This window comes from Sanguibacter sp. Z6_81, assembly GCF_057180625.1.
The window spans coordinates 626,624-650,273 of the sequence record NZ_JBXUFV010000002.1 but is presented as its reverse complement, the minus strand read 5'-3'; the positions used below and the strand labels follow the sequence as shown (position 1 = coordinate 650,273).

21 protein-coding genes are annotated in these 23,650 nt (G+C 71.3%); 17 read left to right on the top strand and 4 right to left on the bottom strand.

The annotated features are described in order from the left end of the window. Window positions 1-31: 31 nt before the first annotated feature. Genes idi through AC2AXK_RS07900 form a run of 8 tightly spaced genes read left to right on the top strand, consistent with a single transcriptional unit; the run spans window position 32 to window position 6,450 of the window. Window positions 32-580 (top strand): isopentenyl-diphosphate Delta-isomerase, encoded by a 549-nt coding sequence (idi, locus tag AC2AXK_RS07935; RefSeq protein ID WP_484344917.1) that lies wholly within the window; start codon window positions 32-34, stop codon window positions 578-580. After that, window positions 577-1,797, top strand: a complete 1,221-nt coding sequence (locus AC2AXK_RS07930; RefSeq protein ID WP_484344812.1) for a polyprenyl synthetase family protein — start codon at window positions 577-579, stop codon at window positions 1,795-1,797. Before idi ends, AC2AXK_RS07930 begins: the two co-directional genes overlap by 4 nt. Beyond that, a complete protein-coding gene (locus AC2AXK_RS07925; RefSeq protein WP_484344811.1) occupies window positions 1,794-2,678 on the top strand; it encodes a phytoene/squalene synthase family protein in 885 nt (294 codons plus the stop codon). The genes AC2AXK_RS07930 and AC2AXK_RS07925 overlap by 4 nt, the downstream gene beginning before the upstream one ends. Beyond that, a complete protein-coding gene (gene crtI, locus AC2AXK_RS07920) occupies window positions 2,675-4,252 on the top strand; it encodes a phytoene desaturase family protein (RefSeq protein WP_484344810.1) in 1,578 nt (525 codons plus the stop codon). The genes AC2AXK_RS07925 and crtI overlap by 4 nt, the downstream gene beginning before the upstream one ends. Further along, on the top strand, window positions 4,249-4,599 hold the full coding sequence (locus AC2AXK_RS07915) for a lycopene cyclase domain-containing protein (protein WP_484344809.1): 351 nt from the start codon (window positions 4,249-4,251) through the stop codon (window positions 4,597-4,599). The genes crtI and AC2AXK_RS07915 overlap by 4 nt, the downstream gene beginning before the upstream one ends. After that, entirely contained in the window at window positions 4,596-4,940 is a 345-nt protein-coding gene (locus tag AC2AXK_RS07910; protein WP_484344808.1) for a lycopene cyclase, read from the top strand. The genes AC2AXK_RS07915 and AC2AXK_RS07910 overlap by 4 nt, the downstream gene beginning before the upstream one ends. After that, window positions 4,937-5,791, top strand: a complete 855-nt coding sequence (locus AC2AXK_RS07905; RefSeq protein ID WP_484344807.1) for a prenyltransferase — start codon at window positions 4,937-4,939, stop codon at window positions 5,789-5,791. The genes AC2AXK_RS07910 and AC2AXK_RS07905 overlap by 4 nt, the downstream gene beginning before the upstream one ends. 50 nt (window positions 5,792-5,841) lie before the next feature. After that, entirely contained in the window at window positions 5,842-6,450 is a 609-nt protein-coding gene (locus tag AC2AXK_RS07900; RefSeq protein ID WP_484344806.1) for a thymidine kinase, read from the top strand. 62 nt (window positions 6,451-6,512) lie between these two features. Here AC2AXK_RS07900 and AC2AXK_RS07895 read toward each other — a convergent pair whose 3' ends face one another. The 3 genes from AC2AXK_RS07895 to AC2AXK_RS07885 form a co-directional block, all read right to left on the bottom strand. After that, a complete protein-coding gene (locus AC2AXK_RS07895) occupies window positions 6,513-7,505 on the bottom strand; it encodes an aldo/keto reductase (protein WP_484344805.1) in 993 nt (330 codons plus the stop codon). 61 nt (window positions 7,506-7,566) lie between these two features. Further along, on the bottom strand, window positions 7,567-9,069 hold the full coding sequence (gene mqo / locus AC2AXK_RS07890) for a malate dehydrogenase (quinone) (RefSeq protein WP_484344804.1): 1,503 nt from the start codon (window positions 9,067-9,069) through the stop codon (window positions 7,567-7,569). A gap of 84 nt (window positions 9,070-9,153) precedes the next feature. Continuing rightward, complete coding sequence (locus tag AC2AXK_RS07885) at window positions 9,154-11,661, bottom strand: ATP-dependent DNA ligase (RefSeq protein WP_484344803.1); 2,508 nt, start codon at window positions 11,659-11,661, stop codon at window positions 9,154-9,156. Window positions 11,662-11,748: 87 nt separating this feature from the next. On the opposite strand from AC2AXK_RS07885, the gene ku reads away from it, so the two are divergent. Then, entirely contained in the window at window positions 11,749-12,816 is a 1,068-nt protein-coding gene (gene ku, locus AC2AXK_RS07880; RefSeq protein ID WP_484344802.1) for a non-homologous end joining protein Ku, read from the top strand. 21 nt (window positions 12,817-12,837) lie between these two features. Here the strand turns inward: ku and AC2AXK_RS07875 are convergent, their stop codons facing one another. Beyond that, entirely contained in the window at window positions 12,838-13,299 is a 462-nt protein-coding gene (locus AC2AXK_RS07875; RefSeq protein WP_484344801.1) for a PPOX class F420-dependent oxidoreductase, read from the bottom strand. A gap of 141 nt (window positions 13,300-13,440) precedes the next feature. Here AC2AXK_RS07875 and AC2AXK_RS07870 point away from each other — a divergent pair, with 141 nt between their 5' ends. The 8 genes from AC2AXK_RS07870 (at window position 13,441) to leuS (ending at window position 23,613) form a co-directional block, all read left to right on the top strand. Then, a complete protein-coding gene (locus AC2AXK_RS07870) occupies window positions 13,441-15,198 on the top strand; it encodes a metallophosphoesterase family protein (protein ID WP_484344800.1) in 1,758 nt (585 codons plus the stop codon). Between the two features lie 78 nt (window positions 15,199-15,276). Next, on the top strand, window positions 15,277-16,275 hold the full coding sequence (locus AC2AXK_RS07865) for a metal ABC transporter solute-binding protein, Zn/Mn family (protein ID WP_484344799.1): 999 nt from the start codon (window positions 15,277-15,279) through the stop codon (window positions 16,273-16,275). Next, window positions 16,272-17,048 carry a metal ABC transporter ATP-binding protein gene (locus tag AC2AXK_RS07860; RefSeq protein WP_484344798.1) on the top strand — a complete coding sequence of 259 codons (777 nt, stop codon included), beginning with the start codon at window positions 16,272-16,274 and terminating at the stop codon, window positions 17,046-17,048. Before AC2AXK_RS07865 ends, AC2AXK_RS07860 begins: the two co-directional genes overlap by 4 nt. Next, entirely contained in the window at window positions 17,045-17,896 is an 852-nt protein-coding gene (locus AC2AXK_RS07855) for a metal ABC transporter permease (protein ID WP_484344797.1), read from the top strand. The genes AC2AXK_RS07860 and AC2AXK_RS07855 overlap by 4 nt, the downstream gene beginning before the upstream one ends. A gap of 78 nt (window positions 17,897-17,974) precedes the next feature. Further along, window positions 17,975-18,658: a metal-dependent transcriptional regulator gene (locus AC2AXK_RS07850; RefSeq protein ID WP_484344796.1), complete on the top strand. Its 684-nt coding sequence runs from the start codon at window positions 17,975-17,977 to the stop codon at window positions 18,656-18,658. Next, entirely contained in the window at window positions 18,655-19,890 is a 1,236-nt protein-coding gene (locus tag AC2AXK_RS07845; protein WP_484344795.1) for an MFS transporter, read from the top strand. Before AC2AXK_RS07850 ends, AC2AXK_RS07845 begins: the two co-directional genes overlap by 4 nt. Before the next feature lie 15 nt (window positions 19,891-19,905). Beyond that, a complete protein-coding gene (locus tag AC2AXK_RS07840) occupies window positions 19,906-20,610 on the top strand; it encodes a vitamin K epoxide reductase family protein (protein WP_484344794.1) in 705 nt (234 codons plus the stop codon). Window positions 20,611-20,640: 30 nt separating this feature from the next. After that, entirely contained in the window at window positions 20,641-23,613 is a 2,973-nt protein-coding gene (gene leuS, locus AC2AXK_RS07835; protein WP_484344793.1) for a leucine--tRNA ligase, read from the top strand. Window positions 23,614-23,650 lie beyond the last annotated feature (37 nt).

The window sequence follows — 23,650 nt, the reverse complement described above, 5'->3', positions numbered from 1 at the left end:
TCCCACCACTGCATCGGAGGTCCTCGTGACGATCCAGGTCACCACCCACGAGGACCATGTGATCCTCCTCGACGAGACCGGACGCAGGACCGGGACGGCGCCCCGAGCAACCGTGCACGGCACCGACACGCCGCTCCACCTCGCCTTCTCCTGCTACGTGCTGCGCAGCGACGGAGCGGTCCTGCTCACCCGCCGGGCGCTGCACAAGCGCACCTGGCCCGGGGTGTGGACGAACTCCTTCTGCGGGCACCCCCGCGAGGACGAGTCGATGCTCGACGCGATCACCCGCCATGCGACCCACGAGCTCGGCCTCGTGGTCCGGGACGTGTCCGTCGTGCTGCCCGACTTCCGGTACCGCGCTGTCGACGCCTCGGGCGTCGTCGAGAACGAGATGTGCCCCGTCTATGTCGCAACGACCGAGCTCGAGCCCGTCCCGAACCCGGACGAGGTCATGGACCTGCGCTGGGTCGACACCGAGGATCTCGGACGCTCGATCACCGCGACGCCCTGGGCGTTCAGCGAGTGGATGGTCGCGCAGCTCAACGAGATCGCGCTGGTCGACCTCTCGGTGCCCGCATGACGGCGCCGCCTGTGCCCGCGGGGACGCGAGCGCGGACCGGGCGCTCGGCCGCGAGCGCGGAGCAGACCCGCACGGAGCCGCCGAGCACGGAGCCGCCGAGCACGGAGCCGACGAGCACGGGGCCGACGAGCACGGACCCCGCCCGCGTGATGCCCGCGGAGCAGCTCCCCGGTCTCCGCTCCTCGCGCGAGGCCGTGGCGCAGGTGCTGGACGAGTACTTCGGCACGCGCATCGACCGGGCGGCGCAGCACGGCGACGAGTACCACCGGCTGTGGCTCGGTCTGCGTGAGTCGGCAGACGGAGGCAAACGGTTCCGTCCTGCGCTCGTGACAGGCATGTACGAGGTGCTCGGTGGCACCGACGTCCGCCTCGCCGCCACGATCGGCGCGGCCGTCGAGCTCCTGCACACGGCGTTCGTCATCCACGACGACGTCATCGACCACGACGACGTCCGCCGCGGCCGCCGCAACGTCCCGGGAACCTTCTACGACCGGGCGCGGCTGGCGGGCGCCGACGACCGCATGGCCCGGAGCCTCGGGGCGGCGGCCGGCATCCTCGCCGGGGACCTCGCGCTCTCCGGAGCCGCACACATGATCGCGGTGAGCAGCGCCTGTCCCGAGGTGCGTGGCGAGCTGCTCGAGCTGTTCGACCACGCCATCTACCTCACGGCGGCGGGCGAGCTCTCCGACGTGGCGTTCAGCGTCGTTCCCGGCGGGGTCGGGCTCTCCGACATCCTGTCGATGGAGACCCACAAGACCGCCGCGTACTCGTTCCAGCTCCCGCTGCGAGCCGGGGCGGTCCTCGCCGGCGCTGATGCGTCGACCGTCGAGTGGCTCGACGGATTCGGTAGGCTCGTCGGTCTCGCGTTCCAGCTCTACGACGACGTCCAGGGCGTCTTCGGCAGCACGGGCCGGACGGGCAAGAGCGTTCTCACCGACCTGCGGGAGGGAAAGATGACACCCCTCATCGCGCATGCCCGGACCACGGACCAGTGGGACGGCATCTGGGCGGTGCTCGGAGACGACCGGGTCACCGAGGAGCAGCTCCACGCGGTCCGCGCGTCCTTGGAAGCGGCAGGCTCGCGTCGCTTCATCGAGGACCTCGCCGCTGACTGCCTCGCGTCGGCCCACGCCCGTCTGACCGAGGTCGACCTCCCCGACCGCTTCACCCGATGGATCGAGACGATGACGGCATCCTTGATCGTGCGACCCGCATGAGCCCAACCGCAGGCCTCCGCCGCGCGCGGCCGGACGAGGCCCAGCTGTACGACCTCGTCGCGCAGCGCAGTGCAGCGACCGTCATCGCCGGGTACTCGACGTCGTTCGGATGGGCGTGCCGGTTGCTGCACCCCTCGACGCGCACCGACGTCCGCAACGTCTATGCGCTCGTCCGCCTCGCCGACGAGATCGTCGACGGGCCGTACAGCGCCGTGGACACGACGCGGAGCGCTGCGCTGCTCGACGCGCTCGAGCGGGACACGCTCGACGTCCTCGTCGCCGCGCACTCGACGAACCTCGTCGTGCACGCCTTCGGTCTCACCGCGCGCCGGTACGGGATCGGTCCAGACCTCGTCGTTCCGTTCTTCGCGTCCATGCGCGCCGACCTCGAGGTGCGCACCCACACACCGCAGTCGCTCGCCGCGTACATCTACGGCTCCGCCGAGGTCGTCGGACTCATGTGCCTGCGCGTGTTCCTCGGTGCGGCGGGTCGCGCCGACTACGACGAGCTGGCGCCGGGAGCCTGCCGCCTCGGAGCGGCGTTCCAGAAGATCAACTTCCTGCGCGACCTCGCGACCGACCGCGAGGTCCTGGGCCGGGTGTACTTCCCCGACCTCGATCTCGACGCGTTCTCCGACGAGCAGCGCGACGTGCTCGTGGCGGACATCGACGCCGACCTCGCGGTCGCGGCCGAGGCGATCCGAGCCCTGCCCGCGAACAGCCGGACGGCCGTCGCCGCCGCCCACGGGCTCTTCGAGGAGCTCAGTGCCCGCCTCGCGGCCGCTCCGGCGAGCGACCTGTTGCGCGAACGCGTGCGCGTCCCGGGGCACGTCAAGGCCCAGATCCTCGGCCGCGCGATCGCGAACGGTCGCCGCTCGTGAGCACGGCGATCGTCGTCGGGGGAGGGATCGCAGGTCTGGCCACGGCGGCCCTCCTGGCACGTGACGGCTACGACGTGGAGCTCCTCGAGCAGCGCGACGAGCTCGGTGGGCGGGCCGGCTCGTGGGAGTCGGGAGGGTTCAGGTTCGACACCGGACCCTCGTGGTACCTCATGCCGGAGGTGTTCGACCACTTCTTCCGGCTCCTGGGTACCACCGCCGCGCGCGAGCTGGACCTCGTGCGGCTCGACCCCGGCTACCGGGTCTTCTTCGAGGGGCACGCTGACCCCGTCGACGTCACCGCCGACGTCGAGACGACGAAGGCGACGTTCGAGGCGATCGAGCCCGGCGCGGCCGCGAGCCTCGACCGCTACCTCGCCTCCGCACGCGACACGTACGAGATGGCGCAGCAACGGTTCCTCTACTCGAGCTTCCAGTCGAAGCTCTCGCTCGTGCGGGCCGACGTGCTGCGCCGCGGTGGTCGGCTCGTCCAGCTGCTCGCCCGACCGCTCGACCGCTTCGTCGCGGGCTACTTCCGGGACGACCGGATCCGCAAGATCCTCGGCTACCCCGCCGTGTTCCTCGGGTCCTCCCCGGACCGGGCTCCGAGCATGTACCACCTCATGAGCCACCTCGACCTCGTCGACGGGGTCCTGTACCCGCGGGGCGGTTTCAGCACCGTGATCGAGGCTGTCGAGCGTCTCGCCCGGGCGGAGGGCGTGCGTATCCGCACGGGCGCGACGGTCACTGCCATCCGCACGCGCGACGTCGGGGGTGCGCGTCGCGCCCGGCGTCCACGGGCCGCCGTCACCGGTGTGACGTACGAGTGCGACGCGGGCACGCGCGAGCTCGACGCGGACGTCGTCGTCAGCGCCGCGGACCTGCACCACACGGAGACGACCCTGCTTCCGCCAGCCCTGCAGACCTACCCGCAGGAGTGGTGGGACTCCCGGCAGTCGGGGCCGGGAGCCGTCCTCGTCTACCTCGGGGTGACCGGCGAGCTCCCGCAGCTGGCGCACCACTCGCTGTTCTTCACCGACGACTGGCAACGCAACTTCGACGACATCTTCGGTCCGGACGCGCACATCCCGCAGCCAGCCTCGGCGTACGTGTGCAAGCCGTCCGCGACGGATCCCACCGTCGCGCCCCCGGGGACGGAGAACGTCTTCATCCTCGTCCCCGTGCCGCCGGACCCGTCGACCGGTACGGGAGGCATCGACGGAGCGGGCTCCCCGGCGATCGAGAAGGCGGCGGACGCGGCCATCGAGCAGGTCGCCCGGTGGGCCGGGATCCCCGACCTCACCGACCGCATCGTCGTCCGCCGCACCGTCGGCCCCGCCGACTTCGCAGAGTCCTACAACTCCTGGTCAGGAGGAGCCCTCGGCCCCGCGCACACCTGGCGGCAGAGCGCCTTCCTCCGCGGGTCCAACAGCTCCGCACGGGTCGACGGCCTCCTCTACGCCGGCGGGACGACGATCCCCGGCATCGGGTTGCCGATGTGCCTCATCAGCGCGGAGATCGCGCTCAAGCGGCTACGCTCCGACCGGTCGACGACACCACTGGAGGAACCGCTGTGACCGGTTGGGAGTACCTGGGTGCCCTCCTCGTCTCGTTCGCGTGCATGCTCGTCGTCGACCGTCGGTGGCGGGTCTTCCTCTGGGCCGACGCACGTCGCGCGGGCCTGGTCATGGCCGTCGGCATCGTCTTCTTCCTCCTGTGGGACGCAGCCGGCATCTCCTTCGGGATCTTCGAGAGGGGCCAGAGCGCCGCGATGACAGGGATCGAGCTCGCCCCCGACTTCCCGCTCGAGGAGCTCGTGTTCATCACCTTCCTGTGCCACCTGACGATGGTCCTGCACGGCCTCGCCACCCGGTACCTCGTCCCCGCCCTCGTCCGCGCGCGAGCCGACGGAGGGCAGGCGTGACGTACCTCCAGCTCAACGCGGTGTTCGTCCTCGTCGCGGCGGCCGTCGCTCTCGTCGCGCTGCGGCGTGGAGCGGGTCGGACGCCGGTCGACCGCCGTGTCCCGGCACCGGGCGCGCGGCGCTGGTGGGCGGCGACGGCCGTCGTCGGCCTCGTCCTCGTGGTGCTCACGGTCGTGTTCGACAGCATCATGATCTGGGCGGACCTCTTCCGGTTCGACGACCAGCACATGAGCGGGGTCACCGTCTGGCTCGCTCCGCTCGAGGACCTCGCCTGGCCGGTCGCCGCAGCGATCCTGCTGCCCGCGGTCTGGGCCGGCGTAGGCCACAAGGACGGTCGATGAAGCAGGTCATCGCGTCCTCACGGCCCATCAGCTGGATCAACACCGCGTACCCGTTCGCCGCCGCGTACATCATGGCCGGCGGCGGCATCACGTGGCCTCTCGTCCTGGGCACCCTCTACTTCCTCGTGCCGTACAACATCCTCATGTACGGGATCAACGACGTCTTCGACTACGAGTCCGACCTGCGCAACCCGCGCAAGGGCGGGGTCGAGGGGATCGTGCTCGACCGCGGTGTGCACCGGCTCACGTTGTGGACCGCCGTGCTGAGCAACGTCCCCTTCCTCGTGTACCTCGTCGCTGTGGGGAACTTCTCGTCGACCGTGGCACTCACCGTGTCCGTCGCCGCCGTCGTCGCGTACTCCGCGCCCGTGCTGCGGTTCAAGGAGAGGCCGCTGCTCGACTCGCTCACCTCGAGCACCCACTTCGTCAGCCCCGCCGTGGTCGGGCTGCTGCTCGCCGCCCCCGGGACCGTCTCCGTCCCCGTGTACGCCGCGCTCGGGGCCTTCTTCCTCTGGGGTGTGGGCTCCCACGCGTTCGGCGCCGTCCAGGACATCGAGGCCGACCGTGCCGCCGGGATCGGGTCCGTCGCCACGGCCTTCGGTGCCGCGCGGACGGTGCGGTTCGCCATGGCCTGCTACGCCGGAGCTGCCCTCGCGCTCCTCGCCACCGGGTGGCCCGGGGTGCTCGCGGCCGTGATCCCGCTCGGGTACCTCGTCAACGTCGCACCCTTCCGCTCGCTGCGTGACGAGGACTGCGAGACGGCCAACGCGGGCTGGCGCCGGTTCCTGTGGCACAACCTCGTCGCAGGCTTCCTCGTCACACAGCTCCTCATCTGGATCGCGCTCACCTGACGCCCTGCGTGTGGTGGGATGGTCGCCGACACGACGAGGAGAACGACGCGATGGCGAAGCTGTACTTCCGGTACGGGGCGATGAACAGCGGCAAGAGCACGGCGTTGCTGCAGGCGGCGCACAACTACGAGGAGCGGGGCCACGAGGTCCTCCTCGCCAAGCCGGGGGTCGACACGAAGGCGGGCCGGGCGATCCGGTCACGGCTGGGCGTGGACCGGGAGGTCGACTTCGTGGTCGGCGCCGAGGAGGACGTGCTCGGCGCGTTCCAGGCTCAGCGGGAGCAGCTCCAGCGCCGCACCGGGCGGGACGTCAGCTGCTTGCTGTTCGACGAGTCGCAGTTCCTCACGGCGCACCAGGTCGACGATCTCCTGCGTGTGGCGACGCTCGACGGTGTTCCCGTCATCTGCTACGGCATCCGCACCGACTTCCAGACGGTGGCGTTCCCTGGCAGCCGACGGCTGCTCGAGGTCGCACACTCTCTGGAGGAGCTCAAGACGATCTGCCGCTGCGGCCGCAAGGCGGTCTTCAATGCCCGCACTGTCGACGGCGCGTTCACCTTCGACGGTGCCCAGGTCGCGATCGACGGGGTCGAGGTGGGCTACGAGTCGCTCTGCGCCGCGTGCTACCTCCGGGAGAGCGGCGGCCGGTTGGCGTCCTGACGCGCACGCCGTCCCGAGGTGCTGCTGCAGCTCGGGACGGCGCTGCCAGGACGACGCACCTGTTACCAGCGGTCGTGGACGTGCGGGCGGATCTTCTCGTCGTAGATGCGCTCGAGCGCGGCGGACTGCTCCGGGGTGAGCGGCGGGAGGTCCGCCGCGGCCGCGTTCCCGCGTGCCTGCTCGGCGTTGCGAGCGCCCGGGATGACCGTCGTGACGCCGTCCTGGTCGAGGATCCACCGCAGCGCGAGCTGCGCGGTCGTCATGCCGGATCCCTCGGGGACGAGCGCGGACACCTCGTTCGCGGCGGCGACACCGACGTCGAACGGCACACCGGCGAACGTCTCGCCGACGTCGAACGCGGCGCCCGAGCGGTTGTAGCTGCGGTGGTCGTTGTCGGCGAACGTCGTGCTCGCGTCGTACTTGCCCGAGAGCAGGCCGCTCGCGAGGGGGACGCGCGCGATGATCGCGACGCCCGCCTCCCGGGCTGCCGGGAGGACCTCCTCGAGCGGCTTGCGGCGAAACGCGTTGAGGATGATCTGGACGCTCGTGACGCCGGGGCGCGCGATCGCCGTGAGGGCCTCGGCGCAGGTCTCGACGGAGACGCCGTACGCGGCGACGCGCTTCTCGGCGACGAGCGTGTCGAGAGCGTCGTACGTGGCGTCAGCGGAGAACACCGGGGTGGGCGGGCAGTGCAGCTGGATGAGGTCGAGGGTGTCGACGCCGAGGTTCTCCCGGCTCCGGTCCGTCCAGGCCCGGAAGGCGTCGAGCGTGTACGCCTCGGGGGTGTGCGCGTCGGCGCGCCGGCCCATCTTCGTGGCGACCGTGATGCCGTGGCGGCCACGCTGGTCGAGGAACGACCCGATGATGCGTTCGCTCCGACCGTCGCCATACACGTCTGCCGTGTCGAGGAACGTCACGCCGGAGTCGAGGGCCGCGGCGAGCACGGCGTGGGCCGACTCCTCCGAGACGTCACCCCAGTCGCTGCCGAGCTGCCAGCAGCCGAGGCTGATGGCGCTGAGGTCGGGGGAGAGGCGGGATGTGGTTCTGGTGTCCATGCGCCCCACCCTAGGCGGCGTCACCGCCAGCCGCTGGACGCACCCCGCCCCTCGCCCGCGATCAGGCGCTGGGCTGTGCCTCGGACTCGCTGTCCCGCAGGCTGGCGAGCTCGGCGTCAGAGTCCCACGTGCTGATGTGGAGGCTCGGAAGCATCGTGGCGAGCTCGGGACGCCAGGCGTCGATGCGCTCGGGGAAGCACCGCTCGAGGAGGTTGACCATCGCGGTCACGGCGGTCGACGCACCGGGCGAGGCGCCGAGAAGGCCAGCGATGGACCCGTCGGCGGCGGTGACGAGCTCCGTGCCGAACTCGAGGACCCCACCGAAGGCGCCGTCCTTCTTCTTCATCACCTGGACGCGCTGCCCGGCGGTGATGAACTCCCAGTCCTTGGGGTCAGCCGTCGGCATGAAGTCACGCAGCGTGCGGAACTTCGACCACTTCGACTTCGTCACCTCGCGGACGAGGTACATGGTGAGGTCCATGTTGTCCTTGGCGACCGTGAGCATCGTGACGATGTTCGACGGCCGGACGGAGCGGAAGAGGTCGAGGAGCGACCCGCGCTTGAGGAACTTCGTGCTGAAGCCCGCGTACGGACCGAACAGCAGCGAGGTCTCGCCGTCGACGACGCGGGTGTCGAGGTGGGGGACGGACATGGGCGGCGAGCCGACGTCGGCCTTGCCGTAGACCTTGGCCTGGTGCTGGGCGACGAGCTCCGGGTTGCGCGTGCGCAGGAACACCCCGCTGATGGGGAAGCCGCCGTAGCCCTTGATCTCCGGGATGCCCGCCTTCTGCAGCAGCGGCAGCGCGCCGCCGCCGGCCCCGATGAAGACGAAGCGGGCGTCGACCGTGCGACGTGCCTCCTGGGCGTTCCAGCTGCGGTCGGCGACGGACAGGCGCCACGTCCCGTCGTTGCGCTTGGTGAGCGAACGCACCTCGTGCTCGAGGTGCAGCTCGGCGCCGCTGGCGACGAGGTAGTCGGTCATGCGGCGGGTGAGGGCGCCGAAGTCGACGTCGGTCCCGTCCGATGCGCGCGTCGCGGCGATCGGCTCGTCGTCGCGGCGCTCAGCGAGCAGGAGCGGGGCCCACGAGCCGATGACGGCCGGGTCGTCGGAGAACTCGAGGTCCGAGAAGAGGGGGTGCGCGGACAGCGCCGCGTGCCGCCGGCGCAGGTACTCGACGTTCTCCGCGCCGCGGACGAAGGTCATGTGCGGCGTCGAGCTGATGAAGCCCTCGGTGTCGGGCAGGAGCTCGGCGGAGACGAGGTGCTGCCAGAACTCGCGGGACACCTGGAACTGCTCGTTGATCGTCACGGCCTTGCGGATGTCGACGGTGCCGTCGGCGCGCTGCGGCGTGTAGTTGAGCTCGCACAGGGCTGCGTGCCCGGTGCCGGCGTTGTTCCACGCGTTCGAGCTCTCCTGAGCGACGGCGTCGAGACGCTCGTAGATCTGGATGGTCCACGTGGGCTCGAGGAGGCGGAGGAGGGAACCGAGCGTCGCGCTCATGATCCCGCCCCCCACGAGGACGACGTCGACGGGTGCGCTGGGGGTGTTCTTGGAGGCTGCCACCTGGCGATGCTATGACTCGTCAGCCGCAGGATTGGGCCGAAGTGACCAATATCACGGGTCATGCGTTGTGGGGTGGGACCAAGGTCACGGATCGAGGCGGACGTCCGCGACCGACCGGTCGGGCCGCCATCCCCGCCACACAGGGTGCCGGAGCCTGCCGCTGCCCGTCCACTCCGCGAAGGTCACCTCCGCGACGCGGTCGGGCTCCACCCATCGGGCGTCCCGCGCGTCCGCACCTGGCACACCCTCCACGGCCGGTGCTGACCGCTCAGCCCTGCCGAGCTCCTCGGTGAGCTGACGCACGAGCCGTTCCGAGAACCCGGAGCCCACGCGGCCCGCGTAGTGCAGCACCCCGTCGTCGTCGGGGACCGCCACGAGGAGGGATCCGACGAGGCCCGCCCGCCCGTCACGGCCGGGGCGCCATCCGACGACGACGACGTCCTGGGTGCGCTGGTGCTTGATCTTCACCCACGTGCGCGCGCGCCGACCCGGTTGGTAGACGCTGTCGCGGCGCTTGGCGACGACGCCCTCGAGCCCGAGCGTCCTGCTCGCCTCGAAGGCCTGCCGGGCGAGCCCGGGCACGTCGCCCCCCGACGCCGTCTCGAAGGCCGGGGGCAGGTGGATCCCGTCGCGTTCCGTCAGCACCTCCGCGAGCTGCGCGCGCCGGTCGTCGTAGGTGTGCCGGGTCAGACGTCGGCCGTCCCGCTCGAGGAGGTCGAACACCATGAGGTCGACCGGCTGCGCCTGCGCTGCGCGCTCGACGTCGCGGTCCTCGGTGAGGTTCATCCGGGGCTGCAGGCGGCCGAAGTCGGGGCGTCCGGCACGGTCGAGCGCGACGACCTCCCCGTCGAGGACCGCGTCGCCGTCCACGGCGTCGGCGAGCGCGGCGAGCTCCGGGTACGTCGCGGTGAGGTCGATGCCGTTGCGGCTGCGTGCGGTGACGTGACCGTCGGCGACGGTGAGGATCGCGCGGACCCCGTCCCACTTCATCTCGAACGCCCAGTCCTCGGTGCGGTCGAGGTCGTCGATCGATCCCGGCGTCGCGAGCATCGGTGCGATGTCCGATGCCGGAGCACTGCGCGTGGGCCGCTCGGTGACCGGGGCAGGTCCCACCGCCGGTCGGGTTCGCGACGACGGCGTGTCCGGCGACATGAGGTGGATGAGCCAGGTCGACTCCTCGCCGGACCCGGTGTGGATGAGAGCGAGCTTCCGTGTCCCGCGGTCCACGGGGCGCCCGGCGCTGTGCAGGGTGACGATGACCTCCTTGCCCTCCCGCCACTTGTGCAGCTCATACGTCCCGGCGTCCCAGATCGTCACCTCCCCGGCGCCGTACTCGCCCTTGGGGATCGACCCCTCGAACGTCCCGTACTCGAGGGGGTGGTCCTCCGTCTGCACGGCGAGGTGGTTGCGGGCCGGGTCGTCGGGCTCGCCCTTGGGCAGGGCCCAGCTGACGAGGACGCCGTCGTGCTCGAGCCGGAAGTCGAAGTGCAGGCGACGCGCATGGTGCTCCTGGATGACGAACGTCGGTGCGGCGTCCTCGGCGCCAGGGTCCCGCCGAGGCGTTGCGCTCGTGCGCGCGGGCACCGGTTCTGGGGTCTTCGCGCCGTCGCGCTTGGAGCGGTACACCGCGAGCCGGTCGGTCACCGCGGGCGCGGGTGCCGGTCCGGTGTCCTGCGGGCGCCGCAGCCCGGCGAGCAGGTCGCCGTGCTCCGCGAGCCGGGCCACGACGTCGTCCATCTCGAGATGGTCGAGGTCGGGGGAGTCGAGCTCGTCCCAGGTCCGTGGTGCCGCGACCGTCGGGCGTTCGCGTCCCCGCAGCGAGTAGGGCGCGATCGTCGTCTTGTTCGGGTTGTTCTGGGACCAGTCGACGAGCACCTTGCCCTCACGGAGCGACTTCTTCATGTCGCTCACGACGAGATCCGGGTGGTCCGCCTCGAGCGCCCGTGCGAGCTCGTGCGCGACGGCTCCGATCGCGGTCGCGTCGTTCGTGCCGTCGAGCGCGGCGTAGAGGTGGATCCCCTTGGAACCGCTCGTGACGGGGAACGGCTCGAGGCCCATGTCGAGAAGGATCGCGCGCGCCCACCGAGCGACGTCGGCGCACTCCGCGAGGCCCGTGCCGGGGCCCGGGTCGAGGTCGAGGACGAGCCGGTCGGGGTTGCTCCGACCGGCGTCGTCGGGGTCGCCGGTGAACCGCCACTGGGGCACGTGCACCTCGAGGGCGGCGATCTGACCGAGCCACGTGAGCGTCGCCAGGTCGTTGACCACCGGGTAGGTGTTCACGTGGTCGGAGTGCTGCAGGCGGCGGCGCGGGACCCACGTGGGTGTCGCGTCGTCGAGGTTCTTCTGGAAGAACACCGGGCCGTCGGTGCCGTGCACCCAGCGCTTGCGCGTCGCAGGACGGTCGTACGCGTGGGCGATGAACGGGTCAGCGACGGCGGCGAGGTAGGCGAGCACCTCCGCCTTCGTCGTGCCGGTGCGCGGGTAGAGGACCTTGTCGAGGTTGGTCAGCGACAGGCGACGCCCGCCGATCTCCACGGCCTGCGCGCCACCCGGGCGCGACGAGCGCGCACCGCCGCCGGACCGTGCCGCCATGCCAGGCTCCCGTCGTCGTGCCGACCTGTGTCCCGCCCCATCATGGCGACGGGTGCACGCTGCGGCACCTCGGGCCATGATGGGGCGATGCGAGCGATCTGGAAGGGCGCCATCACGTTCGGGCTCGTCAACGTGCCGGTCAAGCTGTACAGCGCGACCGAGGACCACGACATCGGGCTGCACCAGGTGCACGACGCCGACGGCGGGCGCATCCGGTACAAGCGCACGTGCGAGGTCTGCGGCAAGGTCATCGACTACGGGCACATCGCCAAGGCGTACGACGACGGGGACCGCACCGTGGTCCTCACCTCTGACGACCTCGAGTCCCTGCCGGTCGAGCGCAGCCGGGAGATCGACGTCGTCGAGTTCGTGCCCGCCGACCAGATCGACCCGATCATGTACGAGCACGCCTACTACCTCGAGCCGGACTCGAAGTCGATCAAGTCCTACGCGCTGCTCGTGCGCACCCTCGAGGCGAGCGAGCGCGTCGCCGTCGTGAACTTCTCGTTGCGTCAGCGCTCGCGGCTGGGCGCGCTGCGGGTCCGCGAGGGCGTGCTCACGCTGCAGATCCTGCGGTGGGACGACGAGGTCCGCGAGGCGTCCTTCCCGTCCCTCGACGAGAAGGTCCGCATCAGCCAGAAGGAGCTCGACATGGCGGCCACGCTCGTCGAGAGCTTCGAGAGCGACTTCACCCCCGAGAAGTTCACCGACGAGTACACCGAGCAGCTGCAGATGCTCATCGACGCCAAGCTCGAGCAGGGGGACGCGGTCGACACGGCAGCGACGTTCGGCGAGCAGCCCGAGGACGAGGACGGCGAGGACGCGCAGGTCGTCGACCTCATGGAGGTGCTGCGACGCAGCGTCGAGAAGTCACGGGGGACCGGGAAGAGCACCAAGGCGTCAGGGAGCACCGGGACGTCGGGTGGCACCTCGGGCTCTGACGACTCCGCTGGTGTGTCCCGGACGACGAAGAAGGCGACCGCCAAGCGTGCGACGGACGCGGCTCCGTCCTCGTCGACGACGTCCGGGTCGAAGGCGCCAGCGAAGAAGCCTGCCGCGACGAAGGCCCCCGCGAAGAAGGCTGCCGCGAAGAAGGGCGGGGCGGAGAAGGGCGGGGCGGAGAAGGGCGGGGCGGAGAAGAAGGAGAGCGCCTGACAGGCGGCTCGCCCCTCGGCGTCACGCGAGGCGCGCGGGGAACCCACCCTTGGCGAGCGGGCCCCAGCGCGTGATGGTCACGCGCAGGAGCGACTTGTCCTGGGCGCGCATGGCGTCCCGGTACTCGTCCCAGTCGGGGTGCTCGCCGGCGATGACCCGGAAGTACTCGACGAGGGGTTCGAGGGCCTCGGGCATGTCGAGGACCTCGGCCGTGCCGTCGATCTGCACGTACTCGCCGTCGAAGTCGTCGGAGAGGATGCACATCGACACGCGGGGGTCCCGGCGCAGGTTCACCGCCTTGGCGCGGTCGGGGTACGTCGAGACGACCACTCGCCCCTGCGCGTCGACGCCGCAGGACACGGGAGAGGTCTGCAGGCTGCCGTCCTTGCGGAACGTCGTGAGGACGGCGTGGTGGCGTGGGCGCACGAACTCGAGGAGCTCGTCGCGGGTGACTGTCGTGGCGGAGGCGATGGATCGGACCATGTCCTGACAGTAGCGAGCGGGCGCCGGTGCACCGCCGGGCCGCCTCCCGGGTGCGTGGTCAGGTGCCCGCGTCGTTCAGGACAGCGCGTTACGATCAGGGCGTTTGTGGCCGCGTGCCGATCGACCGGAGGTGATGTGGCGGTGCACCTGTCGCCCCCACCCCGCTGGTTGCGGATCGCCTTCGTCGTGCTCGTCGTGGTCCTCGGGTCCCTCGTCTACGGGGTGACGACGGCGTCGACCGACGCGAGCCTCGGTCCGCACAACGCGCACTACGCGGTGACGGTCGACTCCGAGGTGCGGGTGGACCTCGGCCCGCTCGGGACGGTCGCGCTCGACTCGCCGCTGCCGGGCGGCCTCGGCGTGACCGTGACGATCGAGGAGATCCCGAACGACCTCACGTCGGTGGACTCCGGTGCGACGCTCGACGCGCTCGCCACCGACGTGCAGGGGTACCTCCAGTTCTTCGCCGGGCCGCAGGAGACGATCTCCTACGTCGCCGGGGCGCTCGTCGAGGATGCGATCAGCCGCGCGGTCGCCATGATGCTCGTCGTGCTCGCCGTCGGTGTCGGGGGGTACTTCCTGCTCGGTGCCGAGCGCCGCTCGGAGCTCGGTGCAGCGGCTACCCGGCACTCCTGGTCCATCGCGGCTCTCGTGACCGTCTCTGCGGTCGTGGGCGGGGTCGTCGTGACCGACGGGGCGCAGGGCTCGTCGGACGTCGAGGGCGAGCGGGCGTCGGCGGTCTTCGCCGGCACGCCGCTCGAGGGGGCGCGCATCACCGGGCGACTCTCCGGCGTGGTGGACGCGTACGGCGGTCAGCTCTTGAGCGTCTACCGCGAGAACGAGGACTTCTACGCCGGGGCGGACCGCAACCTCGCGGCCGCGTGGGCGGCACGGACCGAGCGTACGGACCTCGCGACGGCCCGGCTGCAGGAGAGCGTCGGTCAGGCAGGCAGCTCCGACGACACCGGTGCGGGTCCTGGTGCCGGTGGGGGCGAGGACGAGACGCGCGAGGACGAGCCGGGTCGGGAGGAGAGCGGCGCCGCGGAAGCGGGCGACGAGGATGCGCCGGAGGCCGACCTCGTCACGCTGCTGCTCGTCTCGGACCTGCACTGCAACACGGGGATGTCCCCGCTCATCACGACGGCCGCCCGGCTCTCGGGGGCGGATCTCGTCCTCAACGGCGGTGACACGACGATCAACGGGACGTCCGTCGAACGGTTCTGCATGGACTCCTTCGCGAGCGCGCTCCCGGACGGCGTCCGGATGGTGCAGGCGGACGGCAACCATGACAGCACCGAGACGTCCCAGCAGGCGCGGGACGCGGGCGTCGTCGTGCTCGACGGGTCGATCGTCGAGGTCGCCGGAGTGCGGATCCTCGGTGACCGGGACCCTCACGAGACGCGGATCGGGCAGGGATCAGCCTCGGTCTCGGGCGAGAGCTACGCGGAAGCCGGGAAGCGCCTGGCTGAGGTGGCGTGCGAGGCCGACGAGCCCGTGGACCTCATGCTCATCCATACCCCGGCCGTCGGTACGCCGGCGCTCGCCTCGGGATGCGTGCCGGTGCAGATGTCGGGCCACACCCACACCCGGCTCGGCCCGGTGCGCTCCGGCGGTGGGGTGCTCTACGTGAGCGGGTCCACCGCGGGGTCGGTCAGCGGCCAGGCGACGGTGGGACCGCTCAACGGCGATGCCGAGATGACGGTCTTCCGGTTCGATCGGGCGACGCGCACGATGCAGGACTACCAGGTCGTGCGTGTGCGCCCGGACGGCAGCGCGCAGGTGGGTGCGCGGCTCGCGTTCCCGCGGCCGGCGCCGGTCGCTGACGAGCGGGTCGGGGAGGGGACGTCCGGCCTGGTGACCGTCCCGGACACCGGGGGCGAGGCAGCGACCGACGGCTGAGCGGACCCGGTGCTGGCGGCGGCTCTGGATGGCACGTGTCCCGGTAGACAGGGCACATGCCGTGTGTAAAAGTTCGGTATGCCGAACTTTCAATTGTGGGAGCCCTTCGGCGATCGTCGTGGCCGCCCGCGCCGAGCGGGGGCCGCCACCGCGCTGGCGGTCGCAGCGAGCCTGCTCGCGCTGCCCGCCTGCGCGCCGTCAGGCAGCACCGACGTCCGCGAGCGCGCGGGTGACGCGTTGCTCGTGCTCACGACCTTCACCGTGACGGCCGACATGGTCCGGCAGGTGGGCGGGAGCCACGTGCACGTGGAGTCCGTGACGAAGCAGGGCGCGGAGATCCACGGGTACGAGCCCACGCCCGACGACCTGCGGCGCGCCGCGGAAGCCGACCTCGTCATCGAGAACGGACTCGGCCTCGAGGCGTGGTTCGCGGACTTCACGGCGGGCGTCGACGCTCCCCGCGTCACGCTCGGGGACGTCGTCGAGCCCCTCCCGGTACGCCGGTCGGGGTCAGCGGGCGAGCCGGACGTGCCCAACCCCCACGCATGGATGTCGCCGACGGTGGGAGCGCAGTACGCCCTCAGCATCGGCGAGGCCCTGTCCGACGCGGACCCCGAGCACGCCGCCGACTACCGGGCCAACGCGCAGCGGTACTCCGCCGAGCTCGCCGGGCTCGCCGACTCGCTCACGGAGGCGGTCGCGGCGCTGCCGGAGTCCCGCCGGGTGCTCGTCACCTGCGAGGGCGCATTCTCCTACCTTGCCCGCGACACGGGACTCGACGAGGCCTACCTCTGGGCGGTGAACTCCGAGCAGCAGGCGACCCCCCGGAACATGGGCGCCCTCGTCGACACCGTCCGGGCCCGCGACGTGCCTGCGGTGTTCTGCGAGTCGACGGTGCCCACGGGCGCCCAGCGGCAGGTCGCGGCAGAGACCGGCTCGACCTACGCCGGCGAGCTCTACGTCGACTCCCTCTCCGCTGCCGACGGACCCGTCCCCACCTATCTCGACCTCCTGACGTACGACGTCGGGCTCATCATCGACGGCCTCACAGCCGGCACCCCCACGGAGGAGTCATGACCGTGCACCGCTGGGTCACCGGCGTCCCGGCCGCGATCGTCGTCGACGACGTGAGCTACACCTACCCGTCGTCAGGGCGCCGGGGGACCGAGACCCGTCCCGCGCTCGACCGCGCGTCCCTCACGGTGGCGAACGGCGGGATCACCGGCCTCATCGGGGTGAACGGAGCAGGCAAGTCGACCATCTTCAAGGCACTCATGGGTATCGTCGCGCCCGCCGCAGGGTCCATGGAGATCCTCGGTCTCCCGCCCGCCCGGGCGCGGCGGACCGGGCTCGTCGGGTACGTACCCCAGGCAGAGGCCGTCGACGCGGACTTCCCGCTCACGGTCCGGGACGTCGTCGCGATGGGCCGCTACGGCCGTCTCGGCCCGATGCGCCGGCTCGGACGCTCGGACCGTGCCGCCGTCGACGACGCCCTCGGGCGCGTCGCGCTGTCCGACCTCGCCGACCGGCAGATCGGGCGACTCTCCGGCGGACAGCGGCGACGCGCGTTCGTCGCACGCGGACTCGCCCAGGACGCCCAGGTGCTGCTCCTCGACGAGCCGTTCGCCGGTGTCGACCGCGTGTCCGAGCAGCTCGTCGTCGGAGTGCTCCGGGAGCTGACAGCACGCGGAGGTGCCGTGCTCGTCTCGACGCACGACCTCGCTGCGCTGCCGGCGCTCGCCGACCACGTCGTGCTCATCCACCACCGGGTGCTGGCTGCGGGACCGCCCGAGGTCGTCCTCACCGACGCCAACCTCGCCCTCGCGTTCGGTGCGGGGGCGTCAGCATGAGCGCGGTGCTCGACGTCCTGTCTGCGGTGGGCGGGTGGCTCAGCGAGCCCTTCGCCTACGAGTTCATGCTGCGTTCGCTGCTCGTCACCGTCGTCGCGAGCGCGGTGTGCGCGCTGCTCAGCTGCTGGCTCGTGCTCATCGGATGGTCGCTGCTCGGTGACGCCGTGTCGCACGCCGTCCTGCCGGGCGTGGTGCTCTCCTACATCGTCGGAGCACCGTTCGCCGTCGGAGCCCTCGTCTTCGGGCTCGGGGCGGTCGCCCTCATCGGGACCGTCCGGGACACCACGCGCCTCAAGGAGGACGCCGTCATCGGTGTGGTGTTCACCTCCCTCTTCGCCATCGGGCTCGTGCTCGTCTCCCTCACACCGAGCCACATCGACCTCTCGCACATCCTCTTCGGCAACCTCCTGGGCGTGAGCGACCTCGACATCGGTCAGGTCGTCGTGCTCGGTGTGCTCACGGCAGCGGTCCTGCTCGTCAAGCAGCGCGACCTCACCCTGTTCGCGTTCGACCCCGTGCACGCCCACGCCATCGGTCTGTCGCCCCGGCGGCTGAGCGCCCTCCTCCTCGGCGCGCTGGCCCTGACGGTCGTCGTCGCGCTGCAGGCCGTCGGGGTCATCCTCGTCGTCGCCATGGTCATCATCCCGGGGGCGACGGCGTTCCTGCTCACCGACCGCATCGCGAGGATGCTCGTCATCGCACCGACGATCGCCGTCGGGTGCGCCGTCGCGGGCATGTACGCCAGCTACTACCTCGACGCCTCGAGCGCGGGACTCATCGTCCTCGCCCAGGGGGTCACGTTCGGTGTCGCCTACCTCGCGACCCTGCGACAACGGTCGAGGGTGTGAGCTCCCGGGCTGGCGGCGTCTGCGGGCGTCGGGCCGTGCCGTGCTGCCTCGTGCACGGACTGTCCTAGGCTTGGCACCGTGACCGATGCGCCTGAACTGACCTCCGTGTCCCAGGACTACCTCAAGGTCGTGTGGAGCGCGCAGGAGTGGTCGGCCGAGCCGGTGACGACCAAGCTGCTCGCCGAGCGACTGGGTGTCGGCATGTCCACGGTCTCCGAGACCGTGCGCCGCCTCACGGGCCTGGGGCTCCTCGAGCACCAGCGGTACGGGGCTGTGGAGCTCACCCCCGCAGGCCGCGCCCAGGCACTGCGGGTGGTCCGACGCCACCGGCTGCTCGAGACGTTCCTCGTCCAGGAGCTCGGGTACACGTGGGACGAGGTGCACGACGAGGCCGAGGTGCTCGAGCACGCGATCTCCGACACCCTCGTCGAGCGGATCGACGCCCGGCTCGGACACCCCGTCCGCGACCCCCACGGTGATCCCATCCCCACCGCGGACGGCACCGTTCCCCGGCCCGCCGCCCGGACCCTCGCCGGCCTCGACGCCGGCACCCGCGGTGTCGTCGCGCGCATCTCCGACGCCGACCCTGAGGTGCTGCGGTACTTCGCCGAGCTCGGGTTCGGTCTCGACACCCACCTGACGGTCGTCGACCGCCGCGACTTCGCCGGGACGATCAGCGTGGAGTGGGACGACGGCACCGCGACCAGCCGACTCGACCTCGGCCTGCTCGCCGCCGACGCCGTGTGGGTCGTGCCCGTGTGAAGACCGCCCGTGCGAAGAGCCCGGCTCCGGCTCCAGCCGCCCGCGCCGCGGTGCGCCCCGTCGCCGCCCTCGCCGCCCTCGCGCTCGGCGGGTTCACCATCGGCACGACCGAGTTCGCCACGATGGGCATCCTCACGAACATCGCGGACGGGCTGCGGACCTCCATCCCCGCCGCCGGTCACGCCATCACCGCCTACGCGCTCGGCGTGGTCGTCGGCGCGCCGCTCATCACGGTCCTCGCCGCCCGCGTCCCCCGCAAGACCCTCGCGGTCTGGCTCATGGTCGGCTACTCGGTCGGCAACCTCCTCTCCGCATGGGCGCCCAACCTCGAGCTCCTGCTCGTGGGGCGCTTCGTGTCCGCGCTCCCGCACGGCGTCTTCTTCGGTGTCGGAGCCGTCCTGGGCACCGCCGTCGTCGGCGTGGCGCGCCGGGGGTTCGCCGTCGCGATGCTCATGGCCGGGCTCACGGTGGCGAACATCGTGGGGGTCCCCCTGTCGGCCTGGCTCGGACAGCACCTGGGCTGGCGTGCCACCTTCGTCGCCGTGGGCCTGCTCGGGCTCGTCACCGTCGTCTTCCTCGTGTCGTTCCTGCCCGCGATCCCGCGACCGAGGGAAGCGAGCGTGCGCGGTGAGCTGGCGGCACTGCGCAACGGACCGCTGTGGATCCTCTTCGTCGCGTCCGCCGTCGGCTTCGGCGGGCTCTTCGCCGTCTACTCCTACGTCAAGCCCACGCTGCTCGAGGTCACGGGCCTGTCCGAGGGATCCGTCCCCGCCGTCCTCGCGCTCTTCGGTGTGGGGATGACCCTCGGCGTGATCGTCGGCGGCCGGCTCGTGGACCTGCACGTCATGCGCGCCGTGTACGTCGGGTACACGAGCACCGCGGTGAGCCTCGCGGCGTTCGCGCTCGTCGGGGCGCACCCGGTCGCAGCGGTCCTCGCGCTCGTGGCCCTGGGGACGACGTCGCAGGTGCTCAGCGTCGCGCTCCAGGCCCGGCTCATGGACCTCTCGCCGGCGGCACCCTCCCTGGGCGCGGCGCTGTGCCACTCTGCGCTCAACGCCGCCAACGCGAACGGCGCGTTCGTCGGGGGCCTCGTCATCGCCGCCGGCTGGGGGTACCTCTCCCTCGCATGGGTGGGCGTCGTCATGACTGTCGTGGGGCTCGCGCTCGTCCTCGCCGTGGGCCGGCAGAGGCTCCCGCGGGTCGCACCGGATATCCTCGATCCAGCACGCTGACCGAAGGAGACGCTCGTGACCGGCAGTGACCTGGACCGTGGCACGGCCTCGGACGGCGACGGCGCCCTCCTCGTCGACGACGACCACGGAGACGACGAGGCCCTCGACGGTGACGCGCTCGCGCGCCTGACCGAGATCTCCCCGCGGCGCATGGGGTGGCTGCTCGTCGTCCTCGGGCTCGTCGGGTTCGCCGCATCGCTCGCCCTCGCGGTGGAGAAGTACCTCAAGCTCCTCGACCCCGACCACGTCGCGAGCTGCTCGCTCAACATCTTCCTCGACTGCAGCGCTGCCATGGGTTCCTGGCAGGGGGGCCTGCTGGGCTTCCCGAACCCGCTCATCGGCGTGGGCGCGTTCCCGGTCGTGGTCACCACGGGCGTCGTGCTGCTCACGGGCGCCCGGCTCCCACGGTGGTACTGGCTGTCGCTCCTCACGGGCACCCTCGCGGCCCTCGGTCTCGTCGTCTTCCTCATCCACACGTCCGTCGCCGTGCTCGGCAAGCTCTGCCCGTACTGCATGGTCGTCTGGGCGGTCGTGATCCCGTTGGCCTGGTACACCTTCACCTACGCGGTCCAGGAGCGGCACGTCCGCGTCTCCGAGCGCACGCGGTCGACTCTCGTGAAGAACCGCTCGGTCGTCCTCGTCGTCCTCTACCTCGCCGTCGTGGCATGGGTGTGCATCGGGCTCTACCCGGCGATCGCGGACCACATCCAGCGCGGCTGACCGGGTGCTCGGGGCGGTAAACTCCGACGGGTGACCACGCAGGATTCCCCCAGCACAGACGCTCGCACCACTCCCGACGACGCGCGCAGCGCGGCCCCCGGGCCGGGCGAGCCAGCCTTCCGCTACACGGCCGCTCTCGCCGCCGAGATCGAGCAGCGCTGGCAGCAGCACTGGGAGGACCGCGGCACGTTCTACGCAGCCGACCCTGTCGGTCTCACCGACGGCGAGGGTGCGCACGCGGACCCAGCCACGCCGAGCTTCTTCGTCATGGACATGTTCCCGTACCCCTCCGGTGCGGGCCTGCACGTCGGGCACCCGCTGGGGTACATCGCGACCGACGTCGTCGGACGCTTCCGGCGGATGAGCGGAGACAACGTCCTGCACACCCTCGGGTTCGACGCGTTCGGTCTGCCCGCCGAGCAGTTCGCCGTCCAGACGGGCCAGCACCCGCGGATCACGACGGACCAGAACATCGCCAACATGCAGCGCCAGCTGCGCCGCCTGGGTCTCGGTCACGACCCACGCCGGTCGTTCGCGACGACCGACTCCGACTACGTCCGCTGGACGCAGTGGATCTTCCTGCGCATCTTCAACTCCTGGTACGACGAGACGGCGCAGCGCGCGGACGGTGGTCTGGGACGCGCCCGGCCGATCGCCGAGCTCGAGGCCGAGTACGCGGCCGGGACGCGTGCGACGCCTGACGGACGAGCATGGTCCGACCTCACGCCGGCGGAGCAGCGCGAGGTCATCAACGACCAACGTCTGGCGTACGTGTCGAACGCTCCGGTGAACTGGTGCCCCGGGCTCGGCACGGTGCTCGCGAACGAGGAGGTCACCTCCGACGGTCGGTCCGAGCGCGGCAACTACCCCGTCTTCCAGCGGAACCTGCGTCAGTGGAACATGCGGATCACGGCCTACGCCGACCGCCTCGCGGACGACCTCGAGCTCATCGACTGGCCGGACAAGGTCAAGGCGATGCAGCGCAACTGGATCGGTCGCTCCGAGGGCGCGCACGTGACGTTCCCGGTGCCCGGCGGTGGGGAGGGCGCCTCCGTGGAGGTCTTCACGACCCGCCCGGACACGCTCTTCGGTGCGACGTTCATGGTCGTCGCCCCCGAGCACCCCCTGCTCGAGACGTCCGTCCCCGACCAGTGGCCGGCCGGGACGAAGGACGCGTGGACCGGTGGGCACGCCACGCCGGTCGAGGCGGTGGCCGCGTACCGCCGGGCCGCCGCGGCCAAGACGGCCGTGGAGCGGCAGATCGACGCGAAGCAGAAGACGGGCGTGTTCACCGGCGTGCTCGCGCAGAACCCGGTGACCGGCGGGCTCATCCCCGTCTTCACGGCCGACTACGTGCTCATGGGGTACGGCACCGGGGCGATCATGGCCGTCCCCGGTGGTGACGAGCGTGACCACGCGTTCGCCGAGGCGTTCGAGCTCCCCGTCGTGCACACGGTCGCTGCCGCCGCTGGAGCGGACCCCGATGCCCCGGGTGCCCGCACCGGCGACGGTGAGATCATCAACTCCTCCAACGACGAGCTCAGCCTCGACGGGCTGACGGTCGCTGAGGCCAAGCACCGCATGATCGAGTGGCTCGAGTCGACCGGTGCAGGCGCCGGGACCGTGACCTACCGCCTGCGGGACTGGCTGTTCAGCCGCCAGCGCTACTGGGGCGAGCCGTTCCCGATCGTCTACGGCGACGACGACCAGCCGATCGCCCTGCCGGACTCCGCCCTGCCCGTCGACCTGCCCGAGGTGCCTGACTTCTCGCCGCGGACGTACGAGCCCGAGGACTCCCAGTCGTCCCCGGAGCCGCCGCTCGGGCGCAACGAGGCCTGGGTCGAGGTCACCCTCGACCTCGGTGACGGACCGCGCGTCTACCGGCGCGACACGAACACCATGCCCAACTGGGCGGGGTCGTGCTGGTACTACCTGCGCTATCTCGATCCGACGAACAACGCGCCCGACGCGACGGCTCCGGTCGACCCGGCGCTCGACGCCTACTGGCTCGGACCGAACCACAACCCCACTGTCGGGGTCGCTGGCGGCGTCGACCTCTACGTCGGTGGCGTCGAGCACGCCGTGCTGCACCTTCTCTACGCGCGGTTCTGGCACAAGGTGCTCTTCGACCTCGGGTTCGTCTCGAGCGTCGAGCCGTTCCACAAGCTCTTCAACCAGGGGTACGTCCAGGCGTACGCCTACACGGACGCGCGTGGCCAGTACGTCACGGCGTCCGAGGTCGAGGAGACGCTGGGCGAGGACGGAAGCCCGGTCTACACGTGGCGTGGCCAGCCCGTGCAGCGTGAGTACGGGAAGATGGGCAAGTCCCTGAAGAACGTCGTGACGCCCGACGAGATGTACGAGGCCTACGGCGCGGACACGTTCCGTGTGTACGAGATGTCGATGGGTCCGCTGGACGTCTCGCGCCCCTGGGACACCCGGGCCGTCGTCGGGTCCCAGCGGTTCCTGCAGCGCTTGTGGCGCAACATCGTCTCCGAGGAGACCGGCGAGCTCGTCGTGTCCGACGAGGAGCCGTCGACCGCGACCCTGCGCCTCGTGCACCGCACGATCGCCGACGTGCGCGTCGAGATGGAGAACATGCGGTCGAACACCGCGATCGCGAAGCTCATCACGCTCAACAACCACCTCACGTCGTTGGCGTCGGTGCCGCGCGCGGCGGCCGAGGCGATCGTCCTCATGACCGCTCCCGTGGCTCCGCACATCGCGGAGGAGCTGTGGGCTCGCCTCGGCCACACCGGCTCGATCGCCCATGTGGCGTTCCCGGTGGCCGACGAGCAGTACCTCGTCGAGGACACGGTGACGTGCGTGTTCCAGGTCCAGGGCAAGGTCCGTGGGCGTGCCGACGTGGCCCCGAGCATCTCCGACGACGACCTGCGCGCGCTGGCTCTCGCCGACGCCGGTGTGCAGCGGAGCCTCGACGGGCGCGACGTGCGGACCGTCATCGTGCGGGCACCCAAGCTGGTGAACGTCGTCCCCGCGTGACCACCCGGAGGCGGACCGACCGGGGGGAGGGGCCGTG